Raw genomic sequence first — 13,180 nt, 5'->3', positions numbered from 1 at the left:
GCCGGGTAGCAGGCGGAGCCGCCCCCCGCCCCGGTCCTCCGCTTCGCTTCGGCTCGACCCTCCCCGCCACTTCGTGGGGGGAGAGGGGGGCGTGGCGTCAGGCCGGCATCTTGCAGGTGCCGTCCTTCTCGGGCGCCAGGATCTCCAGATCCTCGCCCGGGCCGGGGACCGTGCCGAGCGGCACGTAGATGTCCCACTTGTCCTTCATCTTGGCGGGATCTTTCGCCTCGACGGCGTACATTTCCTGGATCATCTGGTTGTCGTAGGGGCGGAAATAGCCCTCGCGCCCCTTGAGGATGTCGAATTTCGCGCCCTTGCGCAGATGCTCCTGGAGCTTCACGGAATCGGTCGCCTTCAGCTCGGCGAAGGATTGCGCCACGAGCTTCAGCGCGTTGTAGTCGCCCCAGGATTGGTTCTCCGGCGGCTTGCCGTATTTCTTGGTGAAAGCCTCGACGTATTTCTTCGAGGAGGGCGCGTCCACGAGATGGTGCCAGATGATCGGCCAGGTTCCGGCGAAGTTGCCCTGGCCCGCGCCCCAGGCGAGGATGGTGTCGAAGGCGAAGCCGACGATCGGCATTTGCAGCCCGTATTCGGCATATTGCTTGATGAAATTGGTGATCTGGTTGCCGGCGAGGTTCGAGGCGACGATGTCGGGCTTGGCCTGCCGGATCTTCAGGAGATAGGGGCTGAAATCGGTCGAGTCGGTCGGGACGAGGTCGTCCCCGGCCATCACGCCGCCGTTGCCGGTGACGAATTTCTTGGCGACCTTGAGCAGATCGTGGCCGAAGGCGTAGTCCGCCGTCAGCATGTACCACTTCTTGCCCGACACCATGTTCTGCTTCTTGAGATAGGTGCCGACGGCAGTCACCATCATCGAATTCGTCGATTCGATGTGGAACATGAAGGGGTTGCAGTCCTTGCCGCGGATGGCGTCGGAATTCGCGCCCGTATTGATGAAGACGGACTTGTTGCGCTGGGCGACCTGGCCGATGGCGAGCGCCGTCGCCGACGAGATCTCGCCGATGATCATGGCGACCTTGTCGCGCTCGATCAGGCGTTCCGCCTTGGCCGAGCCGGTCTGCGGGTTGACGCTGTCCTCCATGACGAGCTCGATCTTGCGGCCGAGAACGCCGCCCGAGGCGTTGATCTCCTCGGCCGCGAGGCGCACGCCCATCTGGGCATATTCCCCGACCGGCCCGAGGAACCCCGTGATGGGGGTCAGGTGGCCGATGCGGATGACGTCGCTCTGGCCGTAGGAGATCGCGGGCATGCCGAGCGTCGCCGCCGCGCTCGCCGCCCCGAGGCCGGCCAGCGCCTGCCGGCGCGAGAAAACCTGTCCGTCACCCATGGATGTCCCTCCCTGCTGCGCCCGATTGCGGGCTTGAAGCGTCGCGGATTGCTTTCCGCTTGTCGCAGTCTGTGATCACAGTTAGGGTTGCAGATGTGGTTCCACCTGTCCAGCCCCTTCTCGCAGGATCGAGCCCGCGCCCTGGGCTGAAGCGCCGTCCCGCGCCGCGGCAGCGCGTCGTCCCCGGCGCGCCGTCCCGCGAGACCTTGCGCGAGCAGGTGGCAGGCACCTTGCGCGACCTCCTCATCGCCGGGCGGCTGGCGCCGGGAGACAAGCTTTCCCTGCGCAGCGTCGCCGAATCGCTGTCCGTCTCGATGATGCCGGTGCGGGAGGCCGTGGCGCGGCTCGCCGCGGACGGAGCGCTGGAGGTGCTGCCCGGGAGGGCGGTGCGCGTCCCCGTCCTGACGCTCTCGCAGTTCGACGAGCTGACGCGGGTTCGCCTCGCGGTGGAAGGCTACGCGGTGGAGGAGGCCGCCCGGAACCGGGACGAGGCCGATCTCGGCCTGATCGCGGGTTTCGAGCGCGCCTTCCAGGAGGCCACGGAGAGGGAGCCTCCGGCGGCGATCGAGGCGGTCTGCGCCAATCGCGACCTTCATTTCGCAGTCTACCACGCGGCGAAGCTGCCGATGCTGACCGAGATCATCGAGCGACTGTGGCTGAGGGTCGGCCCGGTCCTCAATCTCGACATGCGCGACGAGCCCCGCCGCCTGCGCGGGGGGAGGGCGGTCCACGCGCATGCGACGCTCGTCGCAGCCCTGCGGGGCCGAGACCCGGCCGCGGCGCGCGAGGCGCTCGAGACCGATATCCGCACCGCTGCGCAATATATCGTCGGCATCGGGCGGCTCGGGGCGTCCTGAGCCCTTCGGGGTCGCGTCATTTCAAGGCCGCGCAAGGCGGCGGCGAGGGAGGAACCATGGATCTGGACATCAAGGGCCTGCGGGTGCTCGTGACGGCGGGCGCGGGGGGGATCGGACTGGAGGTGGCGCGCGCCTTCACGGAAGAAGGAGCGCGGGTCCATGTCTGCGACGTGGACGAGGAGGCCCTCGCGGCCCTGCCGGGGATCCTTCCCTCCGTCACGCGCTCCAGGACGGACGTGGCGAACCGCGCGGCGGTCGCGGCCCTGTTCGAGGAGGCGAAGGCGGCGCTCGGCGGCCTCGACGTCCTCGTCAACAATGCCGGCATCGCAGGCCCGACCGGGCGGGTCGAGGAGATCAACGTCGAGGATTGGGACCGGACGATCGAGGTCTGCCTGACCAGCCAGTTCAATTGCGTGCGGCTCGCCGTGCCCCTGCTCCGGGAGAGCGCCAATCCCTCGATCGTCAATCTCTCCTCGGCCGCGGGCAAGTTCGGCTTCGCCATGCGCTCTCCCTACGCGGCGGCGAAATGGGGCGTGATCGGCTTCACGAAGTCGCTCTCGCGGGAACTCGGGCCCCTGGGCATCCGCGTCAACGCGATCCTGCCCGGCGCCGTGGCCGGCGACCGCCAGCGCCGCGTCATCGAGGCGAAGGCCCAGCAGCTCGGCCTCTCCTTCGGAGAGATGGAGGCGCGCGTGCTCGCCAACGGCTCGATCCGGGAATACGTGACCGCTCGCCAACTCGCCGATCAGATCGTGTTCCTGTGCTCGCCCAGGGGCCGGACGATCTCGGGCCAAGCCCTCTCGATCGATTCCGATCTCCAGACGCTGGCCTGACGGACACCGCGCAGGGCGCTTCAGCCGATCGCTCTGCGCTACCGGCGGCGCAGGGCCCTCGACATCCGGGCGAAACAATGCCGGATCATTGAGGAGGCGAACCGAACAGGACTCCGTGTCGCCTTTGCCGCATGTCTCCCTCGCATTAAACCGGCGTTTCCCGGCCTTCGAGACCGCCGCTTCGACCGATGCGTAAGACCCTTCGCATTTTCATCTCCTCGCCCGGCGACGTGCAGGAGGAGCGGCTGCGTGCCCATCTCGTGGTGCAGAAGCTGGCGCGGGACTATCAGCGCTTCTTCAAGATCGAGCCCTATCTCTGGGAATACGAGCCGATGCTCGCATCGGGCCATTTCCAGGATGCGATCGAGCCGCCGAGCCGGTCCGACATCATGGTGCTCGTCGTCTATTCGCGGCTCGGCACTCCGCTGCCCGAGCGCACGGCGGCGCGCGAGTATCGCGGCCTCGACGGGCGGGCGCCCGTCACCGGCACCGAATGGGAATTCGAGGAGGCGCTGGAGGCGCATCGGGAGCGCGGCGCGCCCGATCTCCTCGCCTATCGCAAGGTGGGCGACCCGCAGACTTCGCTCGCCGACGCGGCCAAGCGCGCCGAGCAGGAGCGCCAATGGCAGGCGCTGGAGGATTTCTGGCAGCGCCATTTCGAGGGGGCCGGGGTCTTCCTGGCCGGCAGCTCGCGCTTCGCCGCGCTCGAGGAATTCGACGCCAAGCTCGAAGGCGATCTCGTCCGGCTGATCGAGGCGCGGATCGCCAAGGGACTCCAGGACCTCTCTGGCGCGGACGAGGAGGCGACCTGGCTCCAGGGCAGCCCCTATCCAGGCCTCGCCTCCTACGAGTTCCGCGACGCCCCGGTCTTCTTCGGCCGGGACGAGCCGATCCGCGAAGCCTCGACGCGCCTCCAGGCGGCGGCCGAGGGCGGAACCGCCTTCCTGCTCATCCTCGGCGCCAGCGGGTCCGGCAAGTCCTCGCTTGCCCGCGCGGGCCTCCTGCCGGCGCTCTTCGCGGCCAAGGCGGTGCCGGGCGTCGGCCTCTGGCGGCGGGTGATCCTGCGGCCGGGCGAGGGCGGGGAAGACCCCGTCCTCGGCCTCGCCAAGGCCCTCGTCGCCGGCAACCCGGCCGCGGGCGAGGGGCTGCCCGAGCTGGATGCGACCGGCATGGGGCCGCAGGCCCTCGCCGCCCATCTCCAGGCCGCCCCGGACGATCCCTCCTTCCCCTTCCGGCAGGCGCTCGCCTCGGTCGCGCGCGAGGCGCGGGCGCGCCAGGGACTCCTGCCGCACGAGGAGGCGCGGCTCGTCCTCCTGGTCGACCAAGTGGAGGAGCTGTTCACGCGCGAATTCGATCCCGAGCGGCGAACCCTCTTCGTGCGCATCCTCGCGGGGCTCGCGCGCTCGGGCGTCGTCTGGATCGTCGCCACCGTCCGCAACGACCTGTGGCACCGGGCGGCCGAGATTCCGGCCCTGGTCGATCTCGTCGAGTCGGGGGCGCGGCTCGACCTGCCGGCGCCCGGAGGCGCCGAGATCATCGAGATCGTGCGCCGCCCGGCGGCGGCGGCGGGCCTCGTCTTCGAGAAGGACGCCGAGAGCGGCGTCGGGCTCGACGCCGTGATCGCCGGAGCCGCCTCCGAGGAGCCCGGCGCGCTGCCTCTCCTTTCGGTGATGATGCAGTCGCTCTTCGAGCGCGACATCGTCGAAAGACATGGCCGCGCGCTCACCTTTGCCGGCTATCGGGCGCTGGGCGAGCTGAAAGGGGCCATCGCGCGGCGCGCCGACCAGGCGCTGGAGAGCCTGAAGGCCCAGGACCCGGAGGCGGCCGCCGCCCTGCCGGAGGTGCTGCGGGCGCTGGTCACGGCCGCGGGCGACGGGACGGCGACCTCGCGGCCGGCCCGGCTCGACAGCTTCCCTCCGGGGAGCCCCGAGGCCCGGCTCGTCACCGCTTTCCTCGCGCCCGAGAACCGGCTGCTCGTCGCCTCCGAGCGCGAGGGCGTCGCGGAAATGCGCATCGCGCACGAGGCGCTGCTGGAGAACTGGCCGAGCGCGCGCGAGCAGATCGCGATCGACCGGCGCGACCTCCAGACCCGCGCGCGGCTCGAGACCCTCCAGCGCCGCTGGCAGGAGGCGGCCACCCCGGCCGAGCGCAAGACGGCGCTCCTGACTTCCCTCAACCTCGCCGAGGGGCAGGATCTCGTGCGGCGCTGGGGCATTCCCGCCGACAGCGCGCTCGGCGCCTTCGTGGCCCAGTCGCATGCCGCCGATAGCTGGCGCCGCCGCCGCTTCGCGGTGGCCGCGGGCATCCTCGCGGTGATCTTCGCCGGCATCGCCGCCCTGGCCAGCCTGCAATGGCGCCGCGCCGACGAGCAGGCCGCCATCGCCCGCGCGGCCGAGGAGACGCAGCGCGAGGCGCGCCGCGAGGCCGAGAGCCAGCGCGACCGCGCCGATGCCGAGAAGGCGAGGGCGATCGCCGCCCTGCGCGAGGCCAAGCGCAACACGGCCCGCACGCTCTCGGCCCAGGCCGAGGGCGCCGCCGCCCGCGCCGAGATTCACCGCGCGCTCGACCTCGCGGTCGAGGCCGGCGAGACCGAGGCGGACGTGCTGGCACCGGGCGAGCGCAGCGCGAGCCTGCCCGCCCTCCTGCGCGCCCTGGCGGACAAGCGCGAGGTGCTGCATCTCGACCGGCCGAAGAGCGGCTGGCACATGCTGCCGCATGATTTCTACGGGGAGGATGCGCTCGTCTATGCCGACATGCAGGCGGGCATCCTCATGGCCGACCTGCCGGGCGGGCGCGTGCGGCGCCTCGCGCCCCTGCCGCAGGACACGATGCCGCTCTATGTGCGGGGCATCGCCCCGCTCGGCCTCGTCGCGATGACGAGCGTCAAGAATCTCTTCGTGATCGAGGTCGAATCCGCCAGGATTCGCGCCCAGGTCGGATTCGACGAGCGCATCGGCGCGCTCGACATCGACGAGAAGACCCATACCGCCGCGATCGGGACGGGGCATTCCATCGCCTTCGTCTCGCTCGACAAGCCGGAGAAGGGGGGGCTGGTCCCGGTCCCGCAGCCGAAGCCGAACTATCTCGTCGGCCAGGTCCGCTTCCTGCCGGGCGCTCGCAAGGTGCTCGTCACCTACGGGGCCGAGATCCGCGAATACGACCGCGACAGCGGCGCCTGGAGCGAGCCTCTGCCCTTCGACCTCTCCGCGGATGCGGTGGGGATCGGCCGGGATCTCGTCGACAAGGTCTCCGCCCCGGCGCTGGTCGTGATGACGGAGCTGCGGCCGGACCCGGCGCGCAACCGCGTCCTCACCTTCTCGGCGCTGCATCTTTCGGCCTTTCACCGCGACAGCAAGCGCTACGACTACGATCGCGAGACGGCCGAATCCGTCTTCGGGCTCAACATGACCGGCCCGGACAATACGGGCGATCCGGTGGCCATCACGGGCGTGCAGACCGAATCCGGCTACGAGATGCGCATCTCCTTCGTCTCGGAGGAGAAGAAGCCGCTTCGCTACGATACCTTCCGCGTCTCGGCGGCAGACCTCGCCAACGAGCAGATCCAGGGCTGCAAGCTGACGCGCGGCAATCACTTCCTCGCCTGCCACTACAATGGGAAGACCAGCCAGGGCGTTCATGTCTGGCACGTCCTCGGCGGCAAGCACCGCGACGCGCGTCTCGCCTCGGCCATCCTCCTGCAAAGCTCGGCCGCGATCCTGCCCGACGGGCGGCTTCTCGCGGGCGCGCGGGACGGCCTGCGCATCCTTCCGGGCAACCGCAAGCTCGACGGCGATCCGGCCTGGGGCGAGACTTGGCGCCTTGGTGCCGCTGAGGGCGCCTATGTGACGGCCTCCGCGCCCGGCAAGGTGCAGGTGCTGAAGCTCGACGGCAACCGCATCGAGACGGCGCTGCCCCCGCAGGACGCGATTGCGGCGATCCTGGCGGAAAGCGGCCGGGTGATCCTGCTCCAGGAGGGCCGGCTGGTCCTCCACGACCTCGCCTCGGGCAAGCCCGTCTGGGCGGCGCCCGGCCTCGCCGGCCTCGCCGGGGCGGCGATGAGCCGGGACGGCAGCGAGGTGGTCGCGGCGACGCGCGACGCCGTCTATTCCTTCGATGGCGCCGATGGCCGCATCAAGGGCTCCTGGCCCGTCCGCATGGTGGAAGGCGGGGCCTTCGCCATCGATGCGGGGCGGCGTGTCGTCATCTTCGCCTCCCCGGACGGCGCGCGGCGCCTCGACCTCGCCAGCGGCACCGTGGCTCCGCTCGCGCCGCGCCTCGGCAAGGCGATGCCCATCCACATCGCGATCGCGTCCGGCAGCGACAGGGTCGTGCTGGCTCTTGACGACGGCCGGGTCGTGGCTGTCGATGCGGCGGGCGAGCCCCTCTGGAGCCTCAACCCGGCCGCCGACGCGACTTTCGAGATGAACGCCATGCCCGGCCAGAAGCCCCACGGCACCGTGATGCAGCTCGCGCTCTCCGAGGCGGGCCATCTCGCCATCCTGCGCCAGGGCATGCTGGCGATCGACCTGCACGACGCGGCGACCGGCCAGTTCCTGACGCAGCTCACCCCGCCCTGGACGGCGGGCGTGCCCTCGACGGTCAGCTTCGACGGGCAGGAGAGGATCGCGAGCACCTGGGCGCTCCACGCCCTGATGCGCGAGACGCCGAGCGCCGTCGCCTTCCACAAGCTGCCCCTCGACCGGGCCTCCGCGCTCGAAGCCGCCAAGGCGGAGCTGGACCGGCTGGCCCCGCGCCTGCCGGACGGCTCGCTCCGCTCGGCCAAGACGAACTGAGGCGGGGCGATGCTGCGCCTCTTCGGCTCCGGCAGCGGCGACCTGCCCGTCGGCCAGGAATTCCGCCTTCGGGGCGCGGGCACGAGCGGCATCGTCGGGCGCAAGCTCGGCGCCGGCGGTCAGGGGGCGGTCTATCTCGTCGATGTCGGCGGGCGCCAACTCGCGCTCAAATGGTATCACCCCCATGTCGTCCAGCTCGACACGACGCTCCGCGAGCGGATCGAGCGGCTCGTGCAGGAAGGGCCGCCGGACAAGCGCTTCCTCTTTCCCTTCGACCTCGCCACCATCCAGGGGCGGGCTGAATTCGGCTACGTGATGCCGGTGGTCTCGGAGGATCGCCGGCCCTTCAGCGACATCCTCGCCGCTCCGCCCAAGCGCCTCGACCTCACTCTCGAGGCCCGGGCCACGGCCTGCCACGAGATCGCCGAGAGCTTCCAGCAGCTTCATATCCGCGGCCTCTGCTACCAGGACCTGAATTTCGGCTCCTTCTTCGTCGACCCGATCCGCGGCGGCGTCCTCATCTGCGACGCCGACAACATCACGGTCGAGGGCCTGCTCGGCGGGGTGCTCGGCACGCCGAAATTCATGGCGCCGGAGGTGGTGCGGCGGGAGGCCATCCCCTCCTCGGGCACCGATCTCTATTCGATGGCGGTCCTGTTCTTCTACGCGCTGTTCCAGTGGCATCCGCTGGAGGGGCGGCGCGAGGCGGCGCTCGGCGAGCGGACGCCCGAGACGCAGCTTCAGCTCTACGGGCGCGATCCGCTCTTCATCTTCGATCCGCAGAACGACGCCAACGGCCCCCTGGCCGGGAGGCATGACTGGGTGGTCGCGCGCTGGAAGGCGATGCCGGCCTTCCTGCGGGACCTGTTCGTGCGCTCCTTCACGGCCGGCCTCTCGGAGCCGGATACGCGGGTGCTGGAGACCGAATGGCGCTCCGCCATGGCGCGGCTGCGCGACGCGGTCACGCCCTGTCCCGCCTGCCGCTTCGAGATTCCGCTCGACGTCGCCGCGGCGGCGGCCACGCCCCATTGTCCCCTCTGCGGCGGCTCCGTCCCGCGCCCCGTGCGCATGACGCTCGGGCGCTATCTCGTCGCCATGCGGCCGGACCGGCAGCTCTATGCGCATCATGTCGAGCCGGCGGCGCCGGTCGCCCTGCGCGACTCGGTCGCGACCGTGGACAGGCACCCGACCGACGAGACCATCATCGGCCTGCGCAACCTCACCCAGGCGTCCTGGCAGGGCCGCACGAGCGAGGGCAAGCCCATCACCATCGTGCCGGGGCGCACCGTCCGCATCCTCGACGGGCTCGGGATCGATTTCGGCCGCGCGGCCGGGCGGCGCGAGGGCGTCGTGGCCGGGGCCGATCCGCTCGACAGGAGCGCGGCGTGAGCGAGGCGGCCCGGCTCTCTCCGCCGGCCTCGCCGGAGCCCGAGCCCTCGGTCGGCGGGGCCTCCGTCCGCGGCACCTCCCACGCCCTCGGGAACCTGCCCAACCAGGATGCGCTCGCCTACGAGCGGGCGGGGGCCTGGACCTTCCTCGCGGTGGCGGACGGCCACGGCTCGGCGCGCCATTACCGCAGCGACCGCGGCTCGGCCTTCGCGGTGGCGACGGTTCTCTCGCTGTTCCGCCGGGCGGCGCACGAGATGGAGGCGGGCGGCGCCGGCCGCGTCCTTGCGACCCTGGCGCAGGATCTCGTGGCCGGCTGGCGCGAGCGGGTCGAGGCCGATATCCGCCTCTGGCCGATTCCCGAGCGTCCGGGCTTCGAGAGCCATGCGGTCTATGGCTCGACCTGCGTCGCCGCCGCGATCGGGCCGGGCTGCTCGCTCTTCCTCCAGATCGGGGACGGCGACGTCCTGGCCTCCTCCCGGACGGGAGAGGTGGACCGCGTCGTGCCCCTCGATCCCCATCTCGTCGGGGCGGGCACCTATTCGCTGTGCCAGCCCGATGCCGTGGCCCGCACCCATCTGCGGCTGTTCACGGCGCCGCATCCGTTGAGCGCCCCCGATTTCGTGATGGCGGGAACGGACGGCCTCTCGAAATCCTATCCGCGGGACGAGGACTTCCTGGCGGTCGCGCGCCATTTCCGCAAGTCGCTGCGCTCAGCGCCCCTGGATTCGTTCCTGCGCAGCCTCGAGCCCTGGCTCGCGGAATGCTCCGGGCGAGGCAGCCGCGACGACATCACCGTCGCGCTCTACACGGTGCCGGCATGACGGTGCGGGCTCGTCCCGGCTTTGCTCTTGCCGGAAGGGCGGCGGCGCGTCATGGCAGCGGGCGCGCGCCCGCCGCGTTTCCTTCGATTGCTTTCCATTCCTTCGAGGAAGGACGTTCCTGATGGCCGAGATGCCCCCCCTGCCGCAGCAGCCGATCCGCGAGGACGCGGGCCTGACGCGGTCCGAGCTGATGCCCTTCCGCTCGACCAAGATCAGCCTGCGCAAGTCGCGCATGCTGGTGCCGCTGATCGCCCTCGCGGTGACCTGCGTGGCGCTCTTCGTCCTGAAGATCGGCCTCCAGACCACCGAGGACGTCGTCGCCTACATGAACGTGCTCTGCGCGTTCATGCTCTTTGCCATGTTCGCCGCGATCTATTTCTATGCCGGCGAGCGCAAGGGCATGCTCTGGTATCTCGTTCCTGCCGCCGTCGTCGTGATACAGCTCCTGGTGTCGCCGATCCTGCACCTGTATTTCTACGTGTTCAGGACCCTTCTTCCCGGCAACATGAAGGGCGATACCTTCCTGCCCAACTTCATCGGCATGTTCTTCGGGGCCGGGCTGATGGAGGAATTGCTGAAGGCGGTGCCGACGCTGCTCGCCCTCTTCCTCGCCTATCGCCTGCGCAGCAAGAACAGCCCGGGCAACCGGGTGACGCGCAACCTCGCGCTTCAAGGCCCCCTGGACGGCGTTCTCATGGGGGTGGCCGCCGGGGCGGGCTTCATCGCCATCGAGACGATGCTGCAATATGTCCCGAGCGCGATGCGCGGGGGTCCCGGCGGCAACGCCGCCCTGCAGGCGCTGCACGGCCTGCTCCTGATGGTCCCCCGCGTCCTGAACGGGCTCGTCGGGCACATGGCCTATGCCGGCATCTTCGGCTATTTCATCGGCCTCGCCGTCAGCCACAGGCGCTCGCTGTTCACGCTCCTCGCCATCGGCTGGGTGCTCGCGGCCTCGCTCCACGCCTTCTGGAACTCCGTCGCCTATCTGCTCGGCCTCTGGGGCTGGTACGTGTCGGCGGCGCTGACCCTGTTCTTCTTCCTCGCCTGCCTGCTCAAGGCCAAGCAGCTCGAAGTCTCGCGCCTCGGCGGGCCGATCGACGGCCATTCCGTGCTCGCCGTCTCGCCGCCCCCCGGCACCGCGCCGGTCGGGCCGGCCGGCGTCGTGCCGCCCCCGGCCGCCGGGATCGCCGGGATGTTCACCGGCGTCGCTACCGCCGCCGAGAAGCTCGCCGGCGTCGCGGCCCGCACGACCGTGCCCAATCCCGGCGCCGTCCCGGCCGATGCCGCTCCGGTCGCGCCGGCCCCGATGCCGGCGGCCGGCCTGTCGATCGGCAATGCCAGCGCGCGCTATGCCCTCGCGCCGAACCAGGCGATCGACTTCTCCGCGCTCTTCGGCGCGGCCGGGGTGCCGCCGGGCTGCCTCGGTGCGATCCTGCCGGCTGCGGAGGGCGGGCTCGAGATCCGCAATACCGGCAGCGCCCCCTGGAGCTATGCGACGCCTGACGGCGCGACGGCCTCGGTCCAGCCGGGCGCCTCGCTCCGGCCGCTCGCGGGGGCGAAGCTGCTCCTCGGCACCGCGACGATCGAGATCGCCTCGTACTGACGGGAGGGCGCGCCGCCCGGCGCGCCTCCTCCCGGCCCGGAGGGGCCATGCCGCAGGACCCGCTTCCGCCGCAGCCGCCTCAGCGAGAGCCGGAGCTGTCCCGCTCCGATCTCATCCCCGTGATCTCGCCCAAGGTCAGGCTGTGGCGCAGCAAGGCCCTGATCCCGATCGTCCTCGTGACGGCGACGAGCCTCGTCCTGTTCCGGTGGGGCGAGGTCAAGGACATCAGGCAGGTCCTCCTCTACATGGCCATCGTCTCGGCCTGCCTGCTGGCGACGATGTTCGTCGCCCTCTATGTCTATTCCGGGGAGCGCAAGGCCATTGCCTGGTATGCCGTGCCGGCGGCGATCACCTATGTTCAGCTCGTCTATTTCCTCGGCGAGTACATCCACGTCTTCCGCGAAATTCTGCCGGGGAAGACGGACGGGGTGCGGGGCTTTCCCGCCACCTTCCGGGCGATGTTCTTCGGGGCGGGGCTGATGGAGGAGGTGCTGAAGGCGGTGCCGGCCCTGCTTGCCCTCGCCCTTGCGCTCGCCCTGCGAGGGAACGGCTCGCCCGGCAACGTGCTGACGCGCGGCCTCGCGCTCAGGGGGCCGGTGGACGGCCTCCTGACGGGAGCGGCGGCGGGGGCGATGTTCATCTTCCTGGAGACGGTCTTCCAATACGTCCCCGAGCGGATCGGCGCCTACAAGGATACGAAATACGGCGTGATCATGGGGTTCATGCTGCTCTTCCCGCGCATCATCAAGGGTGTGATCGGCCATATCGGCTATGCGGGCATCTCGGGCTATTTCATCGGGCTCGCGGCGACCCATCCGCGCCATGCCTGGAAGCTCGTCCCGGTCGGGATCGTGACCGCCGCCCTGCTTCACGCCTTCTGGAACTCGGCCGACACGATCAGTACCGAATGGGGCTCCTTCATCGCCGGTCCCCTGATCGCCCTCGTCTTCCTCGCCTGCCTCATGAAGGCGCGCCAGCTCGAAGCCTCCCGGACGGGCGGGGCCATCGACGGCCAGTCGATCCTGGCCCTGTCGCCGGGTTACGGGCCGGGCCCGATCATGCCGGCGGGGATCGTGCCGCCGGCGCCTCCGGGTATTGCCGGGGTTCTCGCCGGTGCCGCGACCGCGATCGAGCGTTCGGTCGGGGTCACGAGCCGCACGACCGAAGCCCCGGCCGAGCCGGCCGTTCCGGCGAGCGGCCTCGCCATCGGCACGGCCAATGTCCGCTACGCTCTCGTGCCCAATCCGCAGGTCGACCTCTCGACCCTCTTCGCGGCCGACGGCGCCCCGCCGGGCTGCACGGCCGCAATCGTCGCCATGCCGGGAGGGGGAATGGCCATCTGCAACACGGGCAGCGTCGTCTGGTCGGCGGCGATGCCGGATGGCAGCGCGCAGCCCGTCCATCCCGGACAGGAGGTGCCGGCCCTCGCGGGCACGACGCTCCTGCTGGGCGGGGCGGTCCTCGGCATCGGCGCCTATTGACGGCGCCTCGCGCCGGCCGGGATCGAGGGCCACGGGGAATCGAAGCTGGAGGACG

8 protein-coding genes are annotated in these 13,180 nt (G+C 70.6%); 7 read left to right on the top strand and 1 reads right to left on the bottom strand.

Translation table 11 applies throughout. The features are described from left to right. Window positions 1-97 precede the first annotated feature (97 nt). Window positions 98-1,348: an ABC transporter substrate-binding protein gene (locus PKD06_RS00130; RefSeq protein ID WP_324376515.1), complete on the bottom strand. Its 1,251-nt coding sequence runs from the start codon at window positions 1,346-1,348 to the stop codon at window positions 98-100. A 95-nt stretch (window positions 1,349-1,443) separates the two neighbouring features. Here PKD06_RS00130 and PKD06_RS00125 point away from each other — a divergent pair, with 95 nt between their 5' ends. From PKD06_RS00125 to PKD06_RS00095, 7 genes are all read left to right on the top strand, one after another. Then, a complete protein-coding gene (locus tag PKD06_RS00125) occupies window positions 1,444-2,205 on the top strand; it encodes a GntR family transcriptional regulator (RefSeq protein ID WP_324376513.1) in 762 nt (253 codons plus the stop codon). Between the two features lie 56 nt (window positions 2,206-2,261). Then, entirely contained in the window at window positions 2,262-3,038 is a 777-nt protein-coding gene (locus PKD06_RS00120; RefSeq protein ID WP_324376511.1) for an SDR family oxidoreductase, read from the top strand. Between the two features lie 188 nt (window positions 3,039-3,226). Beyond that, entirely contained in the window at window positions 3,227-7,831 is a 4,605-nt protein-coding gene (locus tag PKD06_RS00115; RefSeq protein WP_324376510.1) for a PQQ-binding-like beta-propeller repeat protein, read from the top strand. A gap of 9 nt (window positions 7,832-7,840) precedes the next feature. Continuing rightward, on the top strand, window positions 7,841-9,220 hold the full coding sequence (locus tag PKD06_RS00110) for a serine/threonine-protein kinase (protein WP_324376508.1): 1,380 nt from the start codon (window positions 7,841-7,843) through the stop codon (window positions 9,218-9,220). Beyond that, complete coding sequence (locus tag PKD06_RS00105) at window positions 9,217-10,041, top strand: PP2C family serine/threonine-protein phosphatase (protein ID WP_324376506.1); 825 nt, start codon at window positions 9,217-9,219, stop codon at window positions 10,039-10,041. Before PKD06_RS00110 ends, PKD06_RS00105 begins: the two co-directional genes overlap by 4 nt. A gap of 121 nt (window positions 10,042-10,162) precedes the next feature. Then, window positions 10,163-11,644 (top strand): PrsW family intramembrane metalloprotease, encoded by a 1,482-nt coding sequence (locus PKD06_RS00100; protein WP_324376504.1) that lies wholly within the window; start codon window positions 10,163-10,165, stop codon window positions 11,642-11,644. A gap of 47 nt (window positions 11,645-11,691) precedes the next feature. Further along, window positions 11,692-13,125, top strand: coding sequence for a PrsW family glutamic-type intramembrane protease (locus PKD06_RS00095; protein WP_324376502.1), 1,434 nt, complete (start codon window positions 11,692-11,694; stop codon window positions 13,123-13,125). Window positions 13,126-13,180: the final 55 nt, after the last annotated feature.

The sequence above is a fragment of the Enterovirga sp. genome (genome assembly GCF_035325185.1).
Taxonomy (GTDB): domain Bacteria; phylum Pseudomonadota; class Alphaproteobacteria; order Rhizobiales; family Beijerinckiaceae; genus Enterovirga.
The sequence above is the reverse complement of the archived record's forward strand: the minus strand, read 5'-3'. Positions and strand labels throughout refer to the sequence as shown.